Origin of the sequence: Geomonas diazotrophica (assembly GCF_018919385.1) — a bacterium.
Lineage (GTDB): Bacteria > Desulfobacterota > Desulfuromonadia > Geobacterales > Geobacteraceae > Geomonas > Geomonas diazotrophica.
The window spans coordinates 25,211-49,881 of sequence record NZ_JAHLMF010000005.1; the positions used below are offsets into that span (position 1 = coordinate 25,211).

The following is a 24,671-nucleotide window of genomic DNA, read 5'->3' on the forward strand; positions in this document are numbered from 1 at the left end:
CCGGTCCCGGCTAGGGCCGGTCCAGCATCTCCCGAATCTTTTTCAAAAGCACCATGGGCTTGACCGGTTTCATCACCAGTTCGGCGCCTTCGTCGAGGTCGCTCCTGCTGCGAATGATGTCTGCCGTGTAGCCGCTGGTGAAAAGGATCCTGGCGTCTGGACGATACTCCCGGATGGTCTCGGCGGCCTCCTTGCCGTTCATGACCGGCATGATGATGTCCATGAGCACCAGCTTGATCTGCGGGTTTTCCTTGAACCTCTGTACCGCCTCGAGGCCGTTGGCGGCATGGATGATGTCGTAGCCGTATTGCCTGAGAATCGACGCCACCAGGTCGAGGACATGCAGATCGTCCTCAGCGACCAGTATCGTTTCGGTCCCCCGCACCTCCGGTTCCACTGACGGCAGACTTTTCTCCGGCTCGGCGGCGCTGATGGCGGGGAGGTAGATCCTGAAGGTGCTGCCGATGCCCGGCTCGCTGTAGACGTTCACGAACCCTTTGTGCTGCGTGACGATGCCGTAGACGATGGCGAGTCCCAGCCCGGTCCCCTTGCCGACGACCTTGGTGGTGAAGAAGGGATCGAATATCTTCTTGCGGGTGGCCTCGTCCATCCCCTCGCCGGTGTCGGAGAGGGTGAGCAGGGCGTACTGGCCCGGCGTGCCGAAACCGTGGGCGTGCACGAACGCCTGGTCAATCTCCTGACGTTCCGTCTCGACGAAGAGCTTGCCCCCCTTGGGCATGGCGTCTCGGGCGTTGGCGGCCAGGTTCATCAGTACCTGTTCAATCTGCCCGCTGTCGACGATGGCCCAGAGCGACCCTTCAGCAAGCGAGGTGGTGAGGGCGATATCCTCGCCGATGATGCGACGCAGGAATTTCTCGACTCCCCGTACGATGTCGTTCAGGTTCGCGGGAGCGGCCTTCACCTCCCCCTTGCGGCTGAAGGCGAGCAGGCTGCGGGTGAGGTTCGCGGCCCGGTCCGCCGCCGCCGAGATCTGCATCACCTTGTCGCGGACCGGGCTCCCCTCGGCCAGGTCCAGTTTGAGCAGCTCGCAGTACCCGCCGATCACGGTGAGGATGTTGTTGAAGTCGTGGGCGACCCCGCCGGCCAGCACCCCCACCGCCTCCAGCTTCTGCGAGTGGCGCAGCTGCTCCTCGAGCTTCATGCGCTCGGTGATGTCGAGGGCGACGGCCAGAAGTCGCTCGCGGCCGTCCACGGTGATCCGTTGGCAGTAGTACTCCCCCTTGAGGGTCCGGCCGTCCTTGGCATGCAGGGTGACCACCATTCCGGTGACCTGACCGTCCTCATCCAGCTTGTCGATCAAGGCCTTACGATCAAGGGGGCTGATCCAACCAAGCGAAGTGGAGGTGCGCCCCAGCACCTCGTCCCTGCCGTAGCCGGAGAGTTCCACGAACTTCCTGTTCACGTCGAGAAAGACTCCCTCCTCAATGTCGGTGATCACCATGATGAGCGGCGCGCTGTCGAAGGCCTTGTGGAACTTTTCCTCGCTAAGACGCAGGGTCTCCTGGGCCAGCTTCCGGTCCGCGATCTCCTTTTTCAGGAGCAGCGCCTGTTCCTGCAGGGCCTCCTGGGCCAACTGCCGCTCGCTCACCTCGTGTTCGAGCCGATGGCTTTGCAGCTTGAGAGCCTCCGCCGCCCGCTTGTGTTCCAGCATGTGGTCCCATTCCCGCAGGGCACGTTCGACGATGCGGGGCATGGCATCGAAGACCTCCGGCATCTTCACCACGTAGTCGATGGCGCCGGACTTCATCGCCTCCACCGCCACCTGCTCGCTGCCGTGGGAGGTCATCATCACCACCGGCGCTATGTTCGCGGAATGCGCCACCAGGTCCCCCCCCTTGCCGTCGGGAAGGAGGTAATCGGTGAGCACGATATCGTAATCCAGGCTGCGGATGCGTTCCACCGCTTCCTTCACCGTTGCGGCGACGGTCAGCTCGTACTGGCCGGACAGGTCGCTGAACCCCCGCCGGATCAACTCCGCGTGGGCGTCATCGTCTTCGACTACAAGGATTTTCTTGACGGGGGTATAGGAGGCCATGCTTTCAACTCCTGCATCTTCTGTGTGACAAGTTCTCACAGCGGGCCGCTCAATTGCACAGCAAGGATTGTGCAGTGGCAACGCAAGGAACCAAACATTCGATCGAGGAAAAATTTTACAATAATTTACCCGTTAGTCTGCTGTTCGATAGTATTTTTAAAATTAAATTCAGCCAATACAACGCCAGATTTTGTCTCCTGTCCTCCTCTGACAGTCGGCAGCATGGGGAGTGAGGGCTGCAACCACTAAACGAGAGACGCAGAAAGTAGTATTAAATTAATGAGTTTACGAAGGGAGTGAAAGGGGCGAACGCGGGGGAATAAAAAAGGGCGCGCGGAAAATCCGGGCGCCCTCTTCAAACGAAGTGGGTAGCGGTACCAGGCGAAGCGGGTCTCAGTCCAGGCCGCGCTCGGCCATCTCTATGGCCTTGACCACGGCCTTGGCCTTGTTCACCGTCTCCACGTACTCGGCGGCGGGATCGGAGTCGGCGACGATGCCGGCGCCGGCCTGCAGGTGCACCTTGCCGTCCTTGATCACCAGGGTCCTGATGGCGATGGCCATGTCCATGTTCCCGGAGAAGGAGAAGTATCCCACAGCGCCGCCGTAGACCTCGCGCCGCACCCCTTCCAGCTCGTCGATGATCTCCATGGCCCGCACCTTCGGGGCTCCGGAAAGGGTCCCGGCCGGGAAGGTGGCTCGCACCACGTCGAAGGCGTCGTGTCCCGGCGCCAGCTCCCCCTGCACGTTGGAGACGATGTGCATCACGTGCGAGTAGCGCTCGATCACCATGAGCTCGGAGACCTTGACGCTGCCGATCCTGCAGACTCGCCCGAGGTCGTTTCTCCCAAGGTCCACCAGCATGACGTGCTCGGCGCACTCCTTGGGGTCGGCCAGGAGGTCCTGGGCCAGCTCCTCGTCGGCGGCGGGAGTTGCCCCGCGCGGGCGGGTGCCGGCGATGGGCCGCAGTTCGACCAGCTCGCCCTCCTTGCGCACCATGACCTCGGGGGAGGCGCCCACCACCATGGTCTCGTCCAGGCGCAGGAAGAACATGTAGGGGGAAGGGTTCAAGGTGCGCAGGACCCGGTAGATGTCGAAGGGATCCACGGTGAGATCGCCGGAGAAGCGCTGGGAGAGCACCACCTGGATGATGTCACCGCTTCTGACGTATTCCTTGGCGCGGGTCACCCAGGACTCGAATTCCTCGCGCTTTACGTTGGATGCCAGCTCCACCTTCCCCTGGGCAGGCTTCTTCTGCGTGGCCGGCAGCGGCTTCTTGAGGCGCTCGATGAGTCCCTCGATCTTGCCCACCGCCTCGGCGTAGGCGGCCTCGGGTGTGCTGTTCCCGTCCAGGTGCGCGTTGGAAACGACCTTTATCTTCTGGCTCAGGCTGTCGAAGATGACGATGGTGTCGGTGATGATGAAGTAGGCGTCGTAGGTGTTGATGAGGCTCGGGTTCTGGTCCGGCAGCGTCTCGAAGTGGCGCACCGCGTCGTACCCCAGGTAGCCGACCGCGCCGCCGAAGAACCTCGGGATCCCTGCAACCTCGACCGGCTGGTAGCGCGACATGTAATCCCGGACGTAGTTCAAGGGGTCGGAGACCTCCATGCGGCGCACCTCGCCCCCCTCGACGATCTCGACCCAGTTGTCCTTGCCGCGGATGACCACCGCCGGGGAGGAGCCGAGGAAGGTGTAGCGTCCCCACTTCTCGCCCCCCTCGATACTCTCCAGAAGGAATCCGAAGCGGCCGTCGTCGATCTTCTTGAAGGCCCCAACGGGGGTATCCAGGTCGGCCAGGATCTCACGGTAAACCGGGATCAGGTTGCCTTGTGCGGACAGGGTCTGGAACGTCGCGAAATCGGGGCAGTACATGGGGCTCCTTTTAGTGGCGTGCGAGGTGATCGGTACGGCTATCCCCTTGCGCGGAAAAGAGTTTTGGCCCGACCTTAGTAACATAACGATGAAAGGGTGTCAAGAAAGGGGGAGTCTGGTAGAATCTTGTGCTAATGAAAACACCTAAGACAGTGGTCATATTAAGGGAGCGGTTCTCGGCCTTCGCCCTGAAGGTTGTGGACCTGATCGTACGTTTCAAGCGGGCGACCGAGAAGATGTTCCTCTCCTGGGAGAAATGGGTGAAACCGGAGGGGGACATCGCGCTGGAAAAGCTGGCCTCCCGCTTCCCGCGCTACCTCAATCCCCCCTCAGGCAGCGTGCGCTGCGGCGCCGGTTGGTACCCGCTGGTCTGGGACCTCTGCACCGCCATCGAGGCGATGGAGCACCTGGGGATGCCGAGGGTCGGTCATTTCAAGGCCGAAGAGAGGCTGGGTGGGCTCTTCGTCCGGATCGAATCCAGCTCCTTCATCGTCAAGGAGCTGGCAAGGGACGCAGAGCACAAGGCCGCCGCCGTCTGCTCTGAGTGCGGGGCACCCGGGTCGCTGCAGCTGGGGCACGGCTTCGCGAAAACCCTCTGCCCGGTTCACGCCAGGAAGCGGAAGCCGCAGAAGGCGAAAGCGGCACCCATCGCTCCGGAACTGGCCGCAGAAGAGCCGATGCTGCTGTTCCTGGACACCGAGTTCACCGATTTCGACTACCCGCAACTGATCAGCATCGCGCTGGTCTCAGCGAACGGCGAGAGCTTCTACGCAGAACTCGCGGACGGCTGGAGTCCCGAAGGGTGCTCGCCGTTTGTGACTGCCAACGTCCTGCCTCAGCTGACCGGTGGTGACTTTTTCCAGGAACGGAACTACGCCAGGCGCAGGCTCGCCGAGTGGCTACACTCTTTCGTTGTCCCGGTACGGGTGGTATGCGACGCGCCGGGGTTTGACTGGGTACTCATGGTGGACCTTTTGCACGACGACTTCCCGAAAAACCTCTACCCCGCACCGATCCACTACTACAGCGAGAGTTTCCCTGGGCTTTTCGAGCTGTTGCAGAAAGCCCACGCCGAGGCCTACAACGAGTTCCCGCCCCACCACGCCCTGCACGATGCCGAGGCCCTGCGCGAGGCCTGGGAGGTCATGAGGGAGCACCTGCACCCCGCCATACTCAAACAGTATCTGAAGCTTTAAGACCACACATCCCGGGCGGCCTTCCTTGTAGGGGCGAATAATTATTCGCCCAGCGCCGGTGCCTCTTCCTAGCGCGGGGGTACACGGTGAAACCAAAGGCGGGCGAATGATTATTCGCCCCTACAGTTTTCTTAGCCGCTCCCCCTTGAAATTCCCCATCTCCGTGATTATGTTCCACCGACCATTCACTAAGACCAAAGGAGACCACCCAGACATGGCAAAAACCGTCAAGAAGTTCGAGACCGAGGTCCAGCAGCTTTTGGATCTGGTGATCCACTCCCTCTACTCCAACAAGGAAATCTTCCTCCGGGAGCTCATCTCCAACGCGTCTGACGCCATTGACAAGATAAAGTTCGAATCCCACTCCAACATGGAGCTGCTGGAAGGGAACGCGGAGTGGAAGATCAAGCTGCACGCCGACAAAGACGCCGGCACCCTCACCATCACCGACAACGGCATCGGCATGAGCATGGACGAGGTCGCCGACAACATCGGCACCATCGCCAAGTCGGGCACCAAGAACTTCGTGGCCGCCCTGAAGGAACAGAACCTCGCCGACAACCCTGAACTGATCGGCCAGTTCGGGGTCGGCTTCTACGCCTCCTTCATGGTGGCGGACAAGGTGGTCCTCACCACCCGCAGGGCTGGCGAGAAGCAGTACGGCTGCCGCTGGGAGTCCACCGGCGACGGCTCCTACACCATCGAGGAGTGTGAGAAGGAGACCCGCGGCACCGAGATCGTGCTGCACCTGAAAGACGAGATGAAGGAATTCCTGGACGAGTGGAAGATCCGCTCCATCGTCAAGAAGTACTCAGACTACGTGCAGTACCCGGTCGTGATGGACATCACCCGTTCCGAGCCGGTAAAGGACGCCGAGGGCAAGGTGATCGAGGGCGGCGGCACCATCGACAAGACCACCGAGGAGACCCTGAACTCCATGAAGGCGATCTGGACCCGCTCCAAGAGCGAGATCACCGAGGAGGAGTACGAGGAGTTCTACAAGCACATCTCCCACGACTACGACAAGCCGCTCTCCACCATCCACTACTCCGCCGAAGGGGTCAGCGAGTTCAAGGCCATCGTCTACATCCCGTCGCACAAGCCGTTCGACCTGTTCCTGCGCGACCACAAAAAGGGCGTCCACCTCTACGTGAAGCGGGTCTACATCACCGACAACTGCGAGGCGCTGCTCCCTGACTACCTCCGTTTCATCAAGGGGGCGGTCGACTCATCCGACCTGCCGCTCAACGTCTCCCGCGAGATCCTGCAGGAGGACGTGCAGATCAAGCGCATCCAGAAGTCCCTGGTGGGGAAGGTCCTTTCCACCCTCGCCGAGATGAAGGAGAAGAACTTCGACGACTACCTGAAGTTCTACGGCGAGTTCGGTCCGGTCCTGAAAGAAGGGATCCACTTCGACTACGCCAACAAGGAGAAGCTGCAGGACCTGCTCCTCTTCGAGAGCTCCAAGACCGAGAAAGGGAAGTTCGTTTCCCTCAAGGAATACGTCGAGCGCATGCCCGAGGGGCAGAAGGAGATCTACTTCATCACCGGCATGTCCCGCGAGTCGGTAGAGAACTCCCCCTACATGGAGGCACTGCGCAAGAAGGACTACGAGGTCCTCTACATGACCGACCCGGTCGACGAGTGGGTGGTGCAAGCGGTCAACCAGTACCAGGACAAGCACCTTAAGGCGATCGACAGGGGCGACCTCGAGCTCGACACCGAGGAGGAAAAAAAGGAGAAGGAGGCCAAGAAGGAGGAGGCCAGGAAGGAGTTCGGCGGTGTCATGGAGTACATCCAGGAGACCCTGAAGGACCGCGTCAAGGAGGTCCGCCTCTCCTCGCGCCTGACCGAGAGCGCCTGCTGCCTGGTGGCCGACGAGATGGGTCTCAACGCCAACATGGAGAAGATCCTGAAGGCGATGAACCAGGAGGTCCCGGAAGGGAAGCGGATTCTCGAGCTCAACCCGGAGCACCAGATCATGCAGGTCATGACCGCCATGTACGAGAAGGACAAGAACAATCCCAAGCTCGCCGACTACAGCGAGCTCCTCTTCGACCAGGCCCTCTTGACCGAGGGTTCCCCGATCAAGGACCCGCTGCGCTTCACCAGGCTGGTCAGCGAACTGATGGTGGTCGGCGGGAAATAGCGCCACCTGTCACCATGAAAAAAGCCGGGAGGGACGCGACCTCCCGGCTTTTTCGCCTGCAAAAGAACTGAAAAGGAGGGGCGTCCCCAAGGGGCGCCCCTCCTTTTTTGCCTCAACCTCAACCTCAACCTCAACCTCAACCTCAACCTCAACCTCAACCTCAACCGTGCCCATCCCCCCCCAGCACCTCGGAGAGCTTCCGGCTCATCTCCATCATTTTGTAGGGCTTTTGAATGAAGCCGGAAAGGCCTCCCCCCGCGAACTTCAGGCTCACCTCCTGCTCGTTGTAGCCGCTGGACATGATCACCTTGACGTCGGGCTTCAGGGCACGCAGGATCCCGAAGGCCTGCTCCCCGTCCAGGTTGGGCATGGTCAGGTCGAGCAGGACGCAGACGATGTCGTCCATGCCCTTTTTGAAAATCTCCACCGCTTCGCGCCCGTCGCAAGCCAGCTTAACGCTGAAGCCCAGGGCCTTGAGCATGTCGCTCCCCAGAGCCCGGATGCTTTCCTCGTCGTCGGCGAGCAGCACCGTACCGCTGCCGCGCCAAAGCGCCTGTTGCACGGGGGGATCGGGGCGGTCGGCCGCGCCGGCGATGCAGGGGAGCAGCAGCCTGAAATTGCTCCCCTTCCCTTTCTCGCTGTAGACCTTGATGGCACCCTTGTGCGCTCGCACGATGCCGAGGACCGCAGCCATGCCCAGCCCGCGGCCGGTGAACTTGGTGGTGAAGAAGGGGTCGAAGATCTTCGGAATGACCTCCCGGTCGATGCCGCACCCCGTGTCGGAAACCTCAAGCACCACGTAGCAACCTTCCGGGAGCCGGTCGTCGATCCAGGACTCCGAGAGGTAGGCGCGGTCGCATTCCATGGCCTTGGTGCCGATGGAAATGACCCCTGTCCCCTCCCCCATCGCCTCGGAGGCATTGATGACGAGGTTGAGGATCACCTGGCGCAACTGGGTGGCGTCGCCGCTGATCGCGGGGAGGTCCGGTGCGAAGTCGTAGCGAAGCTGCGCCTTCTTGGAGATGGACACCTCGAGCATCGGGCCCATGTCCTGTACCACCCTGTTCAGGTTCAGCTTCTCGATGACGAAGTTGCCCTTGCCGGAGTACGCCAACATCTGGCGTGCCAGGTCGGCGGCGCGGCTGGCGGCCTGCTCGATCTGGACCAGGTTTTCACAGGCTGGCGAATCGGGTGGAACGCGCAGCAGTGCCAGGTCCGCGTTCCCCAGCACCACCATGAGGATGTTGTTGAAGTCGTGCGCGATTCCTCCCGCCAGCACCCCGAGGCTCTCCAGTTTCTGCACGTGGAGCATCTGGGCCTCTATCAGGCGTTTCTCCTGCTCCAGCTGTTTGCGCTCGGACATATCCACCGCGATGAACATCAGGTGGTGCTTCCCCTCGACGTCGAACCGCGACACGAAGCATTCGTATTCCAGTGGGGCACCGAACGTCGATGCACCCGATGCCTCCATGCTCCGGGTCTGCCCGTCGGCCAGGACCTGTTCCGCGAGCTGGCGGATCCCCATCGCCTCCCAGGAGGGGATCTGGCGGAAATTCTGCGCGAGCATCTGCTCGATGCTCGCACCTACCATGTTCGCCACGGCCTGGTTGGCCTTGACGCAGGCACCGCTCTCCCCCTCGTAAACCAGTATCCCGGTCGGAGACGAGGCCAGCAGCGATTCCAGCATCGCGAGCGCGCGGTCGCGCGCCTCCTCGATCCCTTTACGCTCGGTGATGTTGTCGTACACCCCGAGCACGCCGACCACCGCGCCGCTTTCGTCGCAAAGCGGGACCTTGGTGGTGTCCACCCAATAGCGCTCGCCATGGGCCTGCAACTGCTGCTCGATGATGTGGTACTTGGCGGTACCGCTGTCCATGACGACGCGGTCGTCGGCCCGATAGGCGTCACTCTCCTCCCGCAGCCAGGGGAGGTCGTAGTCGCCCTTGCCGCGAATCTCTTCGGGCCGCTCCAGGCCGGCGGCCCTGGCAAAGACGATGTTGCACCCCTCGTAAACGCTGTTCTTGTCTTTCCAAAAGACGAACTGCGGGATGGTGTCGATGATCTGGGCCAGCATGTTGCGCCCCTGCCGCAGTTCCTCCTCGGCCCGCTCCCGTACCGCGAGTTCCTGTTTCAGCTGCTCGTTGGCCCTGTGCAGTTCCTCGGTTCTCTCTGCGACCCTCAGTTCGAGCTCTTCCTTGGCGCGCCGCAGCTCCTCCTCGACCTGGGCCTGCTTGCGGGCCTTCACCTGTACGGTCTTGCCCAGGGCCAACGCAAGCAGGGCGAACAGGGCGACCGCCGCTGCCAGTTGCAGCCAGTCTCCCTGCCAGTGCAATCCCCCGGGAACGAGCACGGCGGCGAAGCCGGGCGACAGGCGCTGCCAGGTGGAACTTCCGGATGCGGGTTGTGCGAGGTGTTTCATCTGCTCTCCTGCTGCCTGCCGTAGGCTCCCGCAGCCAAGCCCCGTCCCAAGCGGGTGCGGCATGACGTGGAATGAGGGATGGAGTGAGGTCAGGTTACTTTTCGGCAGGAACCAGCAACTTCATTAGGGAAAAGCGGGGTCAAGGGCGCGGAGGGAGGAAAGGATGAGCGGGAACGGGCGCTCCGGTGGTGGCAGCGTCTGCCCCGCCCGCGGTGTGGAGGGGTGGAAACCGTCAGGCGGTCTTGCCGTAGAGGGCTTCCCTGCTGGCGAAAGCCCGCTTCACCCTGGTAAGCAGACCGATCTCCTTGACCGGCTTCAGCACGAAATCGAAGAACCCCTTTTCCAGGGCCTCCTTTTCCTCGTCCGGGGTAGCAGCGGCGGTCATCAGGATGACGGGCATGTAACGGAACTCGGGGATGTTCTTGATGGCGAAAAGGAATTCGTACCCCCCGAGCTTGGGCATGACCTTGTCGGTGATCACCAGCTTGGGCTTTAAAGTGAAGATCTTGCTGAAGGCGTCCATGCCGTCTATGGCGGTCTCCACGGCGTACCCCTGGCGGGTCAGAATCTTGGCGACCATCTCGCGGGAGAGTTGGTCGTCCTCGACCAGGAGGATCGACTTGCTGGCGGGGCCGGCTATGGTCTGCCCCAGGTAGTGCCGCGCTATGGCCCGGTTTATCTCAAGTCGCGTGGAGACGTAGAGGACCAGCTTCAGGTTGTGTTGGGCAGCGATGGCGGCGAAGAGCTGGTCGGTGGTCGGGTCGGCGACGGCGAGCCCCAGGCGGCCGTCGTCCAGCTTCAACGGGAAGATGCTGTGCTTTACCGCCATCTCGAGCGGGATCAGTTTGAGCACGTTCTGCGCGTAGTTGTACTTGGCGAAGTCGCCGATTTTCCTGACGCGGTACTGGATGGCGAGCGCCTCGGCGAGCTCGTCCGGGGTGACCAGTCCGATCACCTCCAGCAGTTCGCCCAGGCGGATGTTCTTGCTCTTGGCGTGGGCGATCAGCCGGTCTACCGAGGCCTTGGTCAACAGGCCGCGTTCGACGAAGATCTCCCCGAGGGGTTTGCGGGTTGGTTGTGGTTCGACTATGGGCTTGATGTCTGCGGTCATGCGATCCTTCTCCTGCGGGGGGTGCTGCCACCCGCCGCGGCTGCTGCTCTTCCTTTCTGGACGGGAGTTTCTCCTGGCGGTGGGGCCGTGAGCCGGAGCGAAACGGGTGTCGCGGCCGCCGCGCGAATTTCAATAATGGGTGTGGAACCGGTGGAAAGTCAATTTCTATATCGGCAGAATCGGCAAAAAGATGATCAAGAAATGATCATCTCGTCGGGAAGCTCGTTGCGATCGTCCTCCCGGCGCGGGAAGTGCCGCTCCAGTTCGCTGCCGCAGGCCTCTACCACCTCGCAGACCGCCTCAGCGCCGCGCCCGGCGCGAAGCCCCTGCGCCAGCCGTTCGGCCAGGGTCTTCCAGTAACCCGGGGGGATCTTCTCGTTGATGCCCCGGTCGCCGACGATCCAAACCTTGCGCTCCAGGAGGGAGATGAAGATGAGGATGCCGGTCTCCATCCGGGTCCGGTACAGCCCCTGCTGGTAGAAGGCAACGAGCGCCCTTTCGCTCACCGCCTCGGCCAGGCGCCTTGGCCCGACGAAGGAGAGCTTCAGCCGCGGGAAGCGCCGCAGGAACAAGAGCGCCGGGAAATAGAGCAGAAAAACCAGGGGAATATAGGTCCAGATAGTGACGTGGTGCAAAAGCACGGCGACCACCACCGCGACGAAGCCGGACAAGAGAAGCGCTCCCAGCGCCTCTGCCTCGCGGTAGCGATCGCTCTCGGATACCACCATGGTAGCGATTTCGCCGCTGGAACGGGCTTCGGCGCGGGCCACCGCCAGCCTGACGGCCTCTTTTTGGTCGGCGCTGAAATAGTCGTTAGCTATCGATTTGTGAGAAATGTCCATTACCAGTCTCCCGAAGCACCGCCACCGCCGAAGCTGCCGCCACCGCCGGAGAATCCTCCCCCTCCGCCGCCGAAGCCCCCTCCCCCGCCGAAGCCGCCGAAGAAGGGGGGGCCTCCCATGAACCCGCCGCGTCCTCCCGAGGAGAAGAGAAAGGCGATGAAGAGGCCGGCCAGGAAACCGACTACCGCCAGAATCCCCAAAAGCAGCAGCGATAGCCCCGAGAAAGAGATGAAGGCGGCGATCGGGAGCCCGACGGCGCCGGCCACGCCTCCAAGGAAGCGGGAGATGCCGCCCAGGAAGACGGAGGCGACCATGACGAAGAGAAGCAGCGTCAGTATGGGGGGAGCCCCCTTCTTGCCGTGGCGCAGGTCGCTTGGCTGGGCCTGGTACTCGCCGCGCACCGTGGCCATGATGGCTCCCACGCCGCGGGCGATGCCCAGGTCGAACTGCCCCTGTTTGAAGGCCGGACTCATCTCGTTGCGGATGATGCGTCCGGACGTGAGGTCGGTCAGTTTTCCTTCCAGCCCACGCCCCACCTCGATGCGTATCTTGCGGTCGTTTTTGACAACCAGCAGGAGCGCGCCGTTATCCTTCCCCTTTTGCCCCAGCTGCCACTTTTCCACCACCTTGATGGAGTACTGTTCCGGCACCTCCCCCTCCAGGCTCGGGATGGTGAGCACCACGATCTGGGTCGAGTCGCTTTTCTCGAAAGCGGCAAGCTCGCTCTCCAACTGCTGCACCACCTGAGGCGACAGCATGGAGGCGTAGTCGTTCACGTGGCCGCGCAGGGGCGGGACCTCGACCGCTGAGCAGACCTGGACGGTCAGGAAGAATGTCAGGAGCAAAAACAGCTTTTTCATGCCCGCCTCTAAATAAGGTTGAGGTTAAGGTTAAGGTTGAGGTTAAGCCCCCCACTATGGTCCTTGACCTCAACCTCGACCTTGACCTGCCTCTAAAACTTCACCTTGGGCGCCACCTTGGCACCCTCTTCCGCCTTGAACGGTTCCTTGCGCTGCAGATGCAGCATCATGGAGTTGGTGAGCGAGTTTGGGAAGGTCCTGATGGTGGTGTTGAAATCCTGAACCGCCTGGTTGTAGCGCACGCGCGCCACGTTGATCCGGTTCTCGGTCCCCTCAAGCTGGTTCTGCAGATCCATGAAGTTCTGGTTCGCCTTCAGGTCCGGGTAGCGCTCCACGACGACCATGAGGCGGGACAGGGCGCCGCTTAACTGCGACTGGGCCTGCTGGAAGTTCTGCATCGTCTTGGGGTCGTTGATGGCGTCCTTGGAAACCTGCATGGAGCCCACCTTGGCGCGCGCCTCGGTGACCGCCTTCAGGGTCTCCGCCTCGTGCTTGGCGTACCCCTTGACCACTTCGACCAGGTTCGGCACCAGGTCTGTGCGGCGCTGGTAGGAAGCCTCGACATCGCCCCATGCTGCGAAAACGGCTTCTTCCTTGGCCTGCATCGTGTTGTAGCCGCAGCCGGAAAGGGCGGCAAGGGTGAACAACGAAAGCAACAGTAACGTCAAGCGTTTCATGATCTAATCCTCCTTGAATGGCATGAGCACAATAATAATCATCGTGCGGCCAAATGTCACCTGTTGAGAGTGGAAAAATACAAGTAATTCCGAGGAACAGTCAAAAAGTCAGTCCGCTGGATGCAGGAGGCTTGCAGGTAGAGTCAATGAGCCGGGCAACAGAGGGTTGAAAGGCCGGCGGCGGGCCAGCTTCAGTAGTGCTGCACCATGTCAGCCTTGGGGAAAGATCCTGGTACCGTCGGCGAGGACGCGGAAGGCGACCAGGTACATGGCGGCGTTCCAGGACTGCCGGGGCATCCCCATCGGCTCGCCCGTCTGTCCTTGAAACCACTCGTTGAATTCCCAACCGTTAACCCTGTTGCTGAGCGCGAGTTTCACCAGTTCAGCGCGTGCCAGGGACCGCTCCCCGAGCATCGCCAGCAGCACCACCCAAAACCCTCCCACGAAGGGCCAGGCGCCGCCGTTGTGGTACTGCCAAGGGAGGTTTTGCCGGTGCCGCTGCATGTACGGACGCCAGCGGGGGGAGCCCACCTCTATGGGGGTCCCCACCACGCGCACGGGGTGCGGATCGTTTGCGCTCAGGGCGGCGACGCCCGCCACCATCTTACCGGCATCGGATGGGACCCCCAGCCCGGTCAGGTAGGCAAGGATGTTGCCGAAGATGTCGATCTCCTCACCCCAGAAGGAGAAGTTCACGTAGCTCAGCAGAAAGGGGGCCGGTCGGCTGCCGTTGCGGACGTAGTGGCGCATGAGACGGACCCGCTTCTGGTCGGGAATCGCGTTGTCGAAGGGGTTGAAGAGGAGCCGGGCGAAGTCGCGGGTTGCGCGTGCGGTGGGGAGGTTGTAAAGCCTTTTGGCCCAGTACCAGAGCGCGTTGGTGTAGAGCACGAAGCCCGACCGCGGCATGATGTCGGCCCAGTCCGCACAGTCGTTTTGCTGCAAGAGGTGCCACCCTTGGTGCTCCTGGCATTCGAGCCAGGAAAGGGCGCGCACCGCGTTGGCGGAGAGCCGCTCGGCCAGGCCCAGTTGCGGCGCCACCCGGTCCAGGAAGTGGACCGCGATGAGCCACCAGACCGTGGCATCAACGCACCCCGCGTACCAGAAGTCCACCTCGGCGATTTCCGGCTTCACGAACTTGGGGATCTGGCCGTTGCGGGCCTGGTGCCGCGCCAGGGTGAGCAGGCCTGCCTCGGCTGCCTGGAGCAGTTCAAAGTCCCCGGACAGGGCCATGCCCAGGGAACAGATCGCGGCATCGCGCCCGAAGATGGCGTCGTAGTTGCGCCTGGATGATCTCCGGTTGCGCGCCGAGGCAAGAATGCCGTCCGGGGTGGAGTTTTCCCGCAAAAGGAGCAGGGCTTGCCGGTAACACTCCTCGAGCAGAGCGGTTTCGTCCCCATGCACCGCCGCGGAATCCCCGACGTGAAGCAGATCCTCCGTCACTTGAGCTGCACCATCTGGTAGCTTGCCCTGCCGTTTTTTACCCGGACCACGATGATGTGGTTGACCCTCTCGCCGTAGCGACTGATCCAGACCAGTGGCGCTCCGGCACCGCCGGAAATGAAAGCGGGCACGCCGCCGAAGACGCTCGCGTCGTAGAGGTGGGAGTGGGCGAAAAAAAGTCCCTGTACTGCAGGCGCGGCGGCTACCATCCGCTCAAGCTCCGCCGCCCCCTTGACAAAGGTATGGCCGCGCCAGCGGCCGGTTTCGGGTGGGACGTGCATGGCCACGAAGGTGACGCCGGGCGCTCTGGAAAGTTCCTTCTTGAGATAGTCGAGTTCCACGGGATGCAGTGCCTCCCGCGAGTTGTCCAGGGCGACGACCTTCAGCCCGAGTCGTGGTACGGAAAGAGCGAAGCGCGGGGGACCGATCTCCCTCTCGAAGACCCTGGGGTTCTCGTGGTTGCCCAGCACCACGAAGACCGGGATGCATGGCGCGTTTTTCTCAACCAGGGACAGGAAGTTGCCGGTCTCCTCCTCGCCCCCCTCGGTGGAGTAGTCGCCGCCGTGCAGGATGAAGAGAGGTTTGAAGCCGGCCGCGGTGCGCAGCGCCTTCGCGAATATGGCGTCGTTGGAGCGGCTGTCCCCCATGACCACGAAACAGTAGTCATCGGCCGAGGCTTGGCGAGCCTTCTCCTCGAGGAGTGCACCGGAGCGCTGGAAAAGGGTATCGGCGTAGGAAAAAGCCGGAAGAAGCAGACAAAGGAGCAGCAGGAGACCGACCGGATGTCTCCTGCACGTGTTGGAGGTATCAGCTGTTGACGGCATACTGCTTGTTGCTCTCGATGCAGAGCTTGCACAATTTCTCGATGGCGGCCACCTGGCTCTCAGACAGTCCGGTTTTGTCAGGCAGGCGAATGGTCCTGCAATCACAGCAACGGCAGAGAATACCGAGGTCGAGTCCAAGATCTTCATCAAGCATCACCGCGCCCCCAATAAAGATTTGCACAATTTAATGTTCCGGCATACTAGCACAGTTGCCAAGAGCAAGCAACACCTTTGAAGAGACAACAGAGATGCTCGTTGAGAGCTGAGCGACCTTGGTCACCTTGGTGCCGCGGTGCGCGGCGCGGGCCTGCAGAGTGCGGCGGCCGGGCTTCACCGAGCACTTCGCGGCGCGCCGGTCATCCCGCAACTTCAGGGAGGCAAACTTGTGACGGCGTGGTTGGCTGATGAGGGCAACCGACGCGGCGATGACCTGCGCCTTCACCCTCTCCACTTCGGCTACCGGGGTCAGCTCGCCCGCGATCCCCTTGAGGTCGGCTGCGGCGTAGGTGGAGACGTTCCTGCGCAGTTGGTTGAAGTTGTGCACGTTTCGGTAGTCGAGCCGCCTGGTCAGCATGATGACGAACATGTCCTGCTGCGGGTCGATCCAGATGGAGGAGCCGCTGTAGCCGGTATGACCGAAGGAGGCGTCCGAGAAGTAGTTTCCTTTGGGCGCGGAGAACGCGGAGGCCATGTCCCACCCCAAGGCGCGTTTCACCCTGCCGTTGTTGCAGGCGTAGGGGGTGGTCATCTCGGCAACCGCCTGCTCCGAGAGGATGCGGGTGCCGTCGAGGGTGCCGCGACCCAGGAGGAGCCGGGCGTAGCGAGCCAGGTCGTAGGCTGAGCTGAACAGGCCGGCGTGACCGGCTACGCCCCCCAGGCGGCGAGCGTTCTCGTCCTGGACCACGCCCCCTTGGGTGCCGGAGGTGGGCGCGATATCGTTGCCTTCGCGGGAAGGGAGGAAGGAGGTGTCGCGGGTCCCCAGCGGCTCGTATATCTGTTCGCGGCAGAACTGGTCAAGCCTCTCGCCGGAGACCCGGTGCACCAGTTCCCCAAGGAGGATGAAGTTGATGTCGGCGTATTCGAAGCCGGTACCGGCGCCGCGGAAACGTTGCGCCGCGACCTTGCGGACCAGTCCCTCCACCGAGCCACCCTGCCCGACCATGACGTCGGAGAGGCCGGAGGTATGGGTCATCAGGTGCAGGATGGTGATGTTCCCCTTGTCGGTACCGGCAAGTTCCGGAAACCAGCGGGAAAGCGTGTCGGTCAGGGAGATGCGCCCTTCGTCGAGGAGCTTTATCACCGCCGGGGTGGTGGCAATGACCTTTGTGAGCGAGGCGACGTCGAAGAGGGTCCGGTCGGTAATCGCAGGGGCGCCCGGTAAGGGACTGATCTGGCCGCGGGCGGCGGTGGCGATGATCCCCTCGTGATTGCCGACCACGACCACTCCGCCGGCGATGAGGTTCTCGGACATGGCACGCTCCAGCAGGAGGTCGAGGTTGGCGGTGGAGAGTGCTGTTGAGGTCGCGGGATCGACCATGGCCCGGGCTTTTACGGGGAGGAGAAGCGGGAACAGTAGGAGTACCAGTAGAATAACGCGCACGAGCTTCCTTTTAAGATCTGTGCGGACACAGATTTCCAGTTAGGACTGCGGTTGATGTTCATGTTGAACAGCGCGGCTTCGCGGGGGGAGCCGGGGCTGAAGCTGCCCCTGCAGGCGGAGGGCGCTGCCAACCGGTAAGCACGACAGGAGCTAGGATACAGGAGAGGACCGTAAACTTTTGTGATGGAGGTCACCATTTCGCCAGCCAAACCCGCGATTCTCCGTGAAAATCGCCACGTCGCCCCAAAGCAGTTTACTTTGGGTGCGGGACAGGATGCAAGACTTCTCTTAAGGGGTCCCCCTCCCCTGACGTGCAACTGCCGTGGTTGCACCCCGCACGAACAAAAAAAAAGGCCCCGGAGAATCCCGGGGCCTTTGGCGTTCAGACAGGTTTTGCGCTTACTTCATGCTGGGCAGGTCGTGGACGTCAAGGTGGCAGCCCAGGCAGTTCGGGAAGCGGGTCAGGATCGACTGCGGGTGCGGAGCCTTGTGGCACTCGGTGCACTGCGGGATGTAACCGTGCTTCGCCTTATGGCAGGAAGCGCAGGCAACCTTCGAATGACGAGCCTTGGAGTTGGAGAGCTTCGCGTACACCTTGCTGTGGCAGGAGGCGCAGGTCTGGTTCCAGTCGGTCCCCTGGTAGGTCACCTGCTTCGGCTTGTGAACGGAGTGACACTTGGCGCACGCCTCGATCGGCTGATCCTTGAAGTGCGGCTTGTGGCACATGAAGCAGGAAGGCTTGTAGCCGTGCGAAGTGTGGCAGCGGTCGCAGGAGACGTTGGTGTGCTTGCTCGGGAATTTGACCAGCTCAGCCTTCTCTTCGGCGTGGCAGGTGGCGCAGGTGGTGGCGAGCCTCTGGGTCATGGCGACTTTGCGCGGGGTGTGCGGGTTGTTGTGGCAGCTCGCGCAATCCTTATTGGCCGGGCCGTGGATGTCGGTGTGACAGGAGGCGCACTTCGGCATCACTTCGTCGTAGTTGGCCTTTTTCGGGTTGTAGGCGTGGATCACGGTGTGGCAGGCCTGGCAGTCGAAGCGATGCTTGCCGCCGGCGTTCTTGAGCCCGTTGAACGCGCCGGTGTGGCACTGGGCACATTGCTGCGGGGTGAGCGCAGCCGGGGCCGTGGCGTAAAGGTCGGCCTTCACCGGGATGTCAACGGTCGCCATCTTGGCAGCAAAGGCCGTGGAAGCGACGAGAATCAAGGCCGCGATGATCAGCGACAGGGTACTCTTTTTCATCATTCCTCCCCAAATAACAGTGTATTCACAACAATCGACTGGTTTAAATACTACCTATGGCGACTGCCTGTCAAGAAAGTTGTGATTAAAATCACGCGCGGGGAAGCCAGGATACGGCATTCGGGAGAAACAAAGAGAAGCGCTAAAGGCGAATCAGGTCTTCGTGAGGCTCATCGGAGGGGTTTATGTGTATCATGACGTCGCCCACGTTGCTGAAATGGTCGAAGATGCGCCGTTTCACCTCGGTGGAAATGTCGTGCGAACGCTTCACGGTCATCTCCGGGGGCATGTCGAGCTTCAGGTCCACGATCAGGTACTGCCCGGAGTGACGCGCCCTGATCTCGTGCACCTGGTCCACCCCCTCTACGCTCCGCGCCAGCTGCGCGATGGCGTCCAGCAGGGACTGCTCGGGCTGTCCGTCCATCAGTTCGTGGGCGGAGGTGCGGAAGGTGTGGTAGCCGATGTGGAAGATGAAGATCGAGGTGAGTCCGGCCGCGACGGGGTCCATGACGCCGAGGCCGAAATAGGCGCACCCCACGCCGACCAGGGTGGCAACCGAGGTGATGGCGTCCTTTCTGTGGTCCTTGGCGATGGCGAGCAGCGCCGGGCTCCCCAGGTCCCCCCCCACCTTCATGGAGTAGCGGTAGAGCGCCTCCTTGGCAACGATGGTCCCGGCGGCTGCCAAAACGGCGACCAGCGCCGGGGCGGAGTAACGTCCCGCCAGCATGGTGGTGGCGGCACCGTAGAGAATCCAGCCGCCGGTAGCGGCGATCACTAGCGATACGAAGATGGCGGAGAGGCTTTCGACCTTGCCGTGTCCGTAGGGGTGGTCCGAGTCGTAGGGCTTGCGCCCGACCTTCAGGGCGATCAGGGTCATGCCGATGGCGATGAAGTCGCAGGCGCTTTCCACGCCGTCGGCGAAGACCGCCTCCGAATGTCCGAAATGACCGGCGGCGAGCTTTACGACCATCAGCAAGGCGTTGGCCCAGAAGCCGATCCGGATGACCCGGTCGGCCTTGTTGAAGCGGTCACTCCTCAGCACGTCCCCTCCGCGCGCAGGTCCTTCACGGTGAGCTGCAACGAGCTCCTGCCGTTCCAGACGTTGATGGCTGGGGAGAACAGGATGTCTACCCTCCCCTGCGGCACCCCCGCCTCTGCGAGGCCGAATCCGATCGCGTCGAAGCTCTTGCCACCCTCCCCTACCCTAAGCTTCAGGTGTCCCCCCTTGAGCACCCGGCTCTCCAGCACCTGTGCCCCCTTGAGCACGAAGAGTGGTTCGGGATTCCCCATGCCGAAAGGCTTCATCTGCTCCAGTTGCCGCACCAGGTCGGCCGTGATGTCGCCGGAGCCGAGCTCGAGGTCGAAGGAGAGCGTGGGGGTGAGCGCCTCGGCGTCGAGCACCTCCTGGGCCGCCTCGTCGAAGCGCAGCGCGAAACGCTCCAACTCTTCCTGCGCGATGGAAAGGCCGGCCGCATGGCTGTGCCCGCCGAAGCGCAGGAGGTGATCGGCGCACTCCTTGATGGCGTCCAACAGGTGGAAGCGCGAGATGCTGCGCCCGGACCCCCTCCCGGTCTCCCCGTCGAAAGCGAACAGGATCACCGGTCGGTGGAAGAGTTCGACGATGCGCGAGGCGACGATGCCGATCACGCCTGGATGCCAGAGCTCGGAGCCGAGCACGATGCTCTTTCTGCCGCTGCAGGCCCCCTGCTCCAGCATGGAGCGCGCCTCCTCGAAGGTGGCCCGCTCCAGGGCCTGGCGTTCGACGTTGGCCTCGTCCAGCTCTTTAGCGATGTCCCGGGCGCGCTGAAGATCCCCGCAGAGCAAAAGCTCGAGCCCCAGGGAGGCGTCCTCGAGCCTGCCCGCCGCGTTGATGCGCGGGGCGAGACGGAAACCCACCGCACCGCAGCCGACCTCCCCCGTGATCCCGGCCACCTCCTTGAGGGCCTCGATGCCGATGCGGTCGCCGGTACAGAGCTGCTTTAGCCCGTAGCTGACCAGCACCCGGTTGATGCCCAAAAGGGGGACCACGTCGGCGATGGTGCCCAGGGCGACCAGGTCGAGATACTCCTTGAGGTCCGGCTCGCCGCCCCCCGCGAAGTGGCCGTCGGCGCGCAGTCGGGCGCGCAGCGCCACCACCAGGTGAAAGGCGACCCCGACGCCCGCAAGCGATTTGAAGGGGAAGCGGCACCCGGGCTGCAGCGGATTGACGACGGCGCAGGCGTCCGGGAGCACCTCCCCCGGCGCGTGGTGGTCGGTGACGATGAGGTCGAGCCCCGCCTCCCGGCAAAGTCGTGCCTCGTTGACGGCCGTGATGCCGCAGTCGACGGTGACCAGTACGGTCGCGCCGGCACGGGCCGCCGCGGCAACCCCCTGCTCGGAGAGCCCGTACCCCTCGGTAAGGCGCTTGGGTATGTAGTGGCAGCAGTCGAGGCCGATCTTACGGAAGAAGCTCAGCAGGAGCGCGCAGGAGGTGACGCCGTCCACGTCGTAATCGCCGTGCACGCAGACACGCTCGCCGGCTTTGTGTGCCCTAGCCAGACGCGCCACGGCCTGATCCATCCCGGCCAGGGCCATGGGGTCGTGCAAACGGGAAAGCACCGGGTTGAGGTAGGCATCGGCGTCGTCGGGGGTGCAGACCCCGCGGTGGGCCAAAAGGCGCGCCAGAAGCGGGGCGACCCCGGAACGGGTCAGCCCGGCTACCGTGTCGGCGTCGGCCTCCCTGCCCCGCCAGCTTCGGTGTGTAACTGGTTTCATCCCCCCTCCAAATCCGAAAAATCAGGGTGCAATCATAGCATAAGGAGCAGCACCCCGCGAATCTAATGTGCCGCGACGGCGACAAAAAAAAACCCGCCGGAAGCGGGTTTTTTTTCTTTGTCTTTATATCTCTCTACTTCTTGAACGATGTCGGCATCTGGTTCAGCCCCGCCATATCGTTCTTGATCTGCTGAGCCGTGGGACTGGTCGAATCGAACTGCAGGTACTTGGTCCAGATCTCCTTGGCCTTTTCCGGCTGTTTCAGGTCCTGCAGATAGACGACACCGAGGTTGTAGAGGCTTTGCAGGTGCTTGGGGTCGATCGACTGCGCCTTCTCGAAGTTGGCTATCGCCTTGTCGTACCAGCCGATCTTCCGGTACATGATCCCCTGGTCGGTCATCACGTTCAGGTTGTTCGGGTCGAGCTCCAGGGCCTTGCTGTAGGCGTTGACAGCCTTCTGGGCCTGGTCGGTGTCGAAGTAATCGTTGCCGAGCTGGATCCAGGCCTGCAGGTTCTTGGGGTCCTGCGCCACGATCTTCTCGGCCTCCACGATGCGCCGCTGGTAGTCGGTCGGCGAACCTGCCCCCTGCGGCACCGACATGGCGACCTGGGGTTCCTTGTTCTGGCCGGCGATGTTGAAGATCAGGTAGCCTCCCAGGAGACCAACGATCAGCGCTACCACGATGGTAAGTACGTTCTCCTTGCTCACGGAACCTCCTTAAGCGGCCTCGGCCTTGGCCTCGACGGCGTGCTTTTCCCAAAGCGCCACGATCGGGCTCGCCACGAAGATGGATGAGTAGGTGGCCACCACGACCCCCACGACCAGGGCGAAAGCGAAGTCGTGGATGACCTCGCCGCCGAAGAGGAAGAGGGAGACTGCGGCAAGGAAGGTGGTCACCGAGGTGATGATGGTACGGGACAGGGTCTCGTTGATGCTCCTGTTGAAGATGGTGATCATCGGATCCTTGAGGCTTTTGTGCATGTTCTCGCGGATACGGTCGAAGACGACGACGGTGTCGGTGAGCGAGTAGCCGGCGATGGTGAGGACCGCGGTGATGAACAGGATGTTGACCTCCCTGTGCATCACGTAGAAGACGGCAATCATGGCGAGAACGTCGTGCATGGTGGCCACAACCGCGCCCACGCCGAACTTGAAGTCGAAACGCCAGGCGATGTAGAGGATGATCCCCAGCATGGAGAGCGCCACGGCCACCAGGGTGTCCTGCTTCAGCTTCTCGCCGATGGAGGGGCCGATCTCGGTGGAGCTTTCCACGGTGAAGGTGTTGCCGGGGATCCCGGCTTTAAGCGCGTCGGCAACCTGGTCGGCGGACTTGCCGGTCGACTTGTGCATCTTGACGAGCACCTGGTTGCCGCCGGTGATCTCCTGCAGTTCCACTTCCTTGACGCCGGACTTGGCGAGGGCGTCGCGGATGGACTGGGTGGTCGCCGGCTGGGCGAACTTGATCTGCATCTCGGTGCCGCCGGAGAAGTCGATCCCCATGTTGGCGGTGCCGCGGGCGATGGCGATGATCCCGATGAGGCCGATGATGGCCATGAGGCCGGAAGCGAGGAAGGAGAACTTCCTCATCCCGATGAAATCTATGTTGGTCTTCTTGAGCAGTTCCATTGGTCTCCCCCCTTATACGCTGAGTCGCTTCACGTGAACGCGCTCAAGGAAGGCGTCAAAGAGCACCTTGGTGGCGACGAGCGACGTGAACAGGTTGATGATGATACCGAGGCTGAGAGAGACGGCGAAGCCCTTGACCGGGCCGGTGCCGAACTGGAACAGCACCGCCGCGGTGATCAAAGCGGTGACGTGCGAGTCCATGATGGTGAGAAACGCCTTGTCGTAGCCGGCATCGAGCGCGGCGTGCGGCGTCTTGCCCAGGCGCAGCTCCTCCCTGATCCTCTCGAAGATGAGGACGTTGGAGTCGACCGACATACCGACCAGCAGGACGATAGCGGCGATGCCCGGCAGGGTAAGGGTCGCGCCCAGCGCGGAAAGAGCCCCCATCAGGAACAGGATGTTGAGCACCATGCCGAGGTTTGCCACCATGCCGGAGAGCTTGTAGTACATCGCCATGAAGGAGACGACCAGCACCACGCCGATGAGGCCGGCCATGAGCCCCTTGTGGATGGAATCCCTACCCAGGGAAGGACCGACGGTGACGTTCTGCAGGATCTTGACAGGAGCCGGGAGCGAACCTGCGCGCAACACGATGGCGAGGTCGGCGGCCTCCTTCTCGGTGAAGGAACCGGAGATCTGGGCGCTGCCGCCGGAGATCCTCTCGCGGATCACCGGCGCGGAGTAGATGTTGCTGTCCAGCACGATGGCGAAGCGCTTGCCCACGTTGGCTGCGGTGACCTGGTCGAACAGGCGGGCGCCGGTGGAGTTGAACTCGATGGCCACGTAGGGCTGGTTGTACTGGGAGTCGATCCTGATCTGGGCGTCGGTCAGAAGCTCGCCGGTGATCATCGCCTTCTTCTTCACGACCAGCGGGGTCTCGGAGACGGCACCGGTCTGGGGATCGGTCCTCTTCTCGAAGAGGAGCTCGTCGTCCTCGGGGAGCGAGCCGGCGGTCGCGGTGGCCGCGTTCACGCTCTCGTCGACGAGCTTGAATTCGAGGCGCGCGGTCTTGCCGATCAGCTCGATGGCGCGCTTGGGATCCTTGATGCCGGGGAGCTGGACGACGATGTTGTTGAGCCCTTCACGCTGGATCACCGGCTCGGAAACGCCGAACTGGTCAATCCTGTTGCGGATGGTCTCCAGGGCCTGGGCCACGGCACGGTCCTTCCTGACCTGGGCCTCTTTCTCGTTGATGCGCAGCTGCATGTTGACGAAACCGCCCTCGTCGAAGACCGGCAGGGTCTCAAGGTCGGGGTACTTCTTCTTGATGAGGGCCTGCACCTTGTCGGCGGAGCCGCGGTCGTACAGGGTGAGCTGCACCTTGTCGCCGCCCAGGCGCGCAACCTTCTTGAAGCGGACGTTCTGCGCGGTAAGGGAGTCCTCGAGGTCGGTGGCGATCAGGTCCAGGGACCCTTCCACGGCCTTCTGGGTCTCAACCTCCATGACCAGGTGGGTGCCCCCCTGCAGGTCCAGACCCAGGTGGATCTTGTCCTTGGGAAGCAGGCCGCTCCACCACTTGGGGAGCGTGTCGACCAAAGTCGGCGTCAGGTAGACGCACGAGGCGATGATGAAAATGAAGATAAGAGAAATGCGCCAGGTATAACCCTTCATGGGAAAAGCTCCTTTCGGAAAAAATCGATCAATGCACTAGTCCTGCTTTACAGACGCAATGTACCCTTTGTTGATCCTGACGTTGACGCCGGGAGCGATCTCCAGGGTGACCACCTGGTCGTCCAGTGCGGTCACCTTGCCGTGCATGCCGCCGGCGGTGACGACCTGATCGCCTTTCTTGAGCGCCTCCAGAAGCGCCCTGTGCTCCTTGGCCTTTTTCTGCTGCGGCCTGATGAGCAGGAAGTAGAAGATGGCGAACATGAACACCAGGGGGATAAGCCCCTGGAACTGTGCCATCATCCCTCCGCCCGCCGGCGCGCCGCCCTGCGCGGGAGCAGCCATTGCAAACGCCAAACCTAACATTTAGTTACCTCCTGGGTTGTATTTCCATCCCTTTATT

The 24,671-nt window shown here is 62.3% G+C and carries 21 protein-coding genes; 2 read left to right on the plus strand and 19 right to left on the minus strand.

Features of this window, described 5'->3' with window-relative positions; all coding sequences use genetic code 11:
- Positions 1–10: 10 nt before the first annotated feature.
- Both KOM00_RS06105 and trpE read right to left on the minus strand, forming a co-directional pair.
- A complete protein-coding gene (locus tag KOM00_RS06105) occupies positions 11–2,056 on the minus strand; it encodes a response regulator (protein ID WP_216497957.1) in 2,046 nt (681 codons plus the stop codon).
- Positions 2,057–2,449: 393 nt separating this feature from the next.
- The gene (trpE, locus tag KOM00_RS06110; RefSeq protein WP_216497958.1) at positions 2,450–3,925 is read right to left on the minus strand and encodes an anthranilate synthase component I; all 1,476 of its coding nucleotides are present in this window, start codon (positions 3,923–3,925) and stop codon (positions 2,450–2,452) included.
- A gap of 134 nt (positions 3,926–4,059) precedes the next feature.
- Here trpE and KOM00_RS06115 point away from each other — a divergent pair, with 134 nt between their 5' ends.
- Together KOM00_RS06115 and htpG are read left to right on the plus strand one after the other, a co-directional pair.
- On the plus strand, positions 4,060–5,121 hold the full coding sequence (locus tag KOM00_RS06115) for a 3'-5' exonuclease family protein (protein WP_216497960.1): 1,062 nt from the start codon (positions 4,060–4,062) through the stop codon (positions 5,119–5,121).
- Positions 5,122–5,335: 214 nt separating this feature from the next.
- A complete protein-coding gene (gene htpG / locus KOM00_RS06120) occupies positions 5,336–7,270 on the plus strand; it encodes a molecular chaperone HtpG (protein WP_216497962.1) in 1,935 nt (644 codons plus the stop codon).
- A gap of 9 nt (positions 7,271–7,279) precedes the next feature.
- Here htpG and KOM00_RS06125 read toward each other — a convergent pair whose 3' ends face one another.
- The 17 genes from KOM00_RS06125 to yajC all read right to left on the minus strand — a co-directional run bounded on the left by KOM00_RS06125 (position 7,280) and on the right by yajC (position 24,634).
- Entirely contained in the window at positions 7,280–7,444 is a 165-nt protein-coding gene (locus KOM00_RS06125; protein WP_216497964.1) for a hypothetical protein, read from the minus strand.
- Positions 7,431–9,689 (minus strand): PAS domain-containing protein, encoded by a 2,259-nt coding sequence (locus KOM00_RS06130; RefSeq protein ID WP_236026781.1) that lies wholly within the window; start codon positions 9,687–9,689, stop codon positions 7,431–7,433. Before KOM00_RS06130 ends, KOM00_RS06125 begins: the two co-directional genes overlap by 14 nt.
- Before the next feature lie 232 nt (positions 9,690–9,921).
- Positions 9,922–10,800 carry a response regulator gene (locus KOM00_RS06135; protein WP_216497968.1) on the minus strand — a complete coding sequence of 293 codons (879 nt, stop codon included), beginning with the start codon at positions 10,798–10,800 and terminating at the stop codon, positions 9,922–9,924.
- Positions 10,801–10,994: 194 nt separating this feature from the next.
- Positions 10,995–11,642: a TPM domain-containing protein gene (locus KOM00_RS06140; protein WP_216497969.1), complete on the minus strand. Its 648-nt coding sequence runs from the start codon at positions 11,640–11,642 to the stop codon at positions 10,995–10,997.
- Positions 11,642–12,502, minus strand: a complete 861-nt coding sequence (locus KOM00_RS06145; RefSeq protein ID WP_216497971.1) for a TPM domain-containing protein — start codon at positions 12,500–12,502, stop codon at positions 11,642–11,644. The genes KOM00_RS06140 and KOM00_RS06145 overlap by 1 nt, the downstream gene beginning before the upstream one ends.
- Before the next feature lie 92 nt (positions 12,503–12,594).
- Positions 12,595–13,179: a LemA family protein gene (locus tag KOM00_RS06150; RefSeq protein ID WP_216497972.1), complete on the minus strand. Its 585-nt coding sequence runs from the start codon at positions 13,177–13,179 to the stop codon at positions 12,595–12,597.
- A 210-nt stretch (positions 13,180–13,389) separates the two neighbouring features.
- Positions 13,390–14,619 (minus strand): amylo-alpha-1,6-glucosidase, encoded by a 1,230-nt coding sequence (locus tag KOM00_RS06155; protein ID WP_239027635.1) that lies wholly within the window; start codon positions 14,617–14,619, stop codon positions 13,390–13,392.
- The gene (locus KOM00_RS06160; protein ID WP_216497973.1) at positions 14,616–15,443 is read right to left on the minus strand and encodes a metallophosphoesterase family protein; all 828 of its coding nucleotides are present in this window, start codon (positions 15,441–15,443) and stop codon (positions 14,616–14,618) included. The genes KOM00_RS06155 and KOM00_RS06160 overlap by 4 nt, the downstream gene beginning before the upstream one ends.
- Entirely contained in the window at positions 15,427–15,597 is a 171-nt protein-coding gene (locus tag KOM00_RS06165; protein WP_216497974.1) for a hypothetical protein, read from the minus strand. Before KOM00_RS06165 ends, KOM00_RS06160 begins: the two co-directional genes overlap by 17 nt.
- Before the next feature lie 30 nt (positions 15,598–15,627).
- The gene (locus tag KOM00_RS06170; protein WP_216497975.1) at positions 15,628–17,043 is read right to left on the minus strand and encodes a serine hydrolase domain-containing protein; all 1,416 of its coding nucleotides are present in this window, start codon (positions 17,041–17,043) and stop codon (positions 15,628–15,630) included.
- A gap of 399 nt (positions 17,044–17,442) precedes the next feature.
- Entirely contained in the window at positions 17,443–18,279 is an 837-nt protein-coding gene (locus KOM00_RS06175; protein WP_236026782.1) for a cytochrome c3 family protein, read from the minus strand.
- A 142-nt stretch (positions 18,280–18,421) separates the two neighbouring features.
- Positions 18,422–19,321: a cation diffusion facilitator family transporter gene (locus KOM00_RS06180; protein ID WP_216497979.1), complete on the minus strand. Its 900-nt coding sequence runs from the start codon at positions 19,319–19,321 to the stop codon at positions 18,422–18,424.
- Positions 19,315–21,033, minus strand: coding sequence for a single-stranded-DNA-specific exonuclease RecJ (gene recJ, locus KOM00_RS06185; RefSeq protein WP_216497981.1), 1,719 nt, complete (start codon positions 21,031–21,033; stop codon positions 19,315–19,317). Before recJ ends, KOM00_RS06180 begins: the two co-directional genes overlap by 7 nt.
- Before the next feature lie 133 nt (positions 21,034–21,166).
- Positions 21,167–21,742 carry a tetratricopeptide repeat protein gene (locus KOM00_RS06190; protein ID WP_216497983.1) on the minus strand — a complete coding sequence of 192 codons (576 nt, stop codon included), beginning with the start codon at positions 21,740–21,742 and terminating at the stop codon, positions 21,167–21,169.
- A 9-nt stretch (positions 21,743–21,751) separates the two neighbouring features.
- A complete protein-coding gene (secF, locus tag KOM00_RS06195; protein ID WP_216497985.1) occupies positions 21,752–22,660 on the minus strand; it encodes a protein translocase subunit SecF in 909 nt (302 codons plus the stop codon).
- Between the two features lie 12 nt (positions 22,661–22,672).
- Positions 22,673–24,271: a protein translocase subunit SecD gene (gene secD, locus KOM00_RS06200; RefSeq protein ID WP_216497987.1), complete on the minus strand. Its 1,599-nt coding sequence runs from the start codon at positions 24,269–24,271 to the stop codon at positions 22,673–22,675.
- A gap of 36 nt (positions 24,272–24,307) precedes the next feature.
- Positions 24,308–24,634 (minus strand): preprotein translocase subunit YajC, encoded by a 327-nt coding sequence (yajC, locus tag KOM00_RS06205; protein WP_216497988.1) that lies wholly within the window; start codon positions 24,632–24,634, stop codon positions 24,308–24,310.
- Positions 24,635–24,671: the final 37 nt, after the last annotated feature.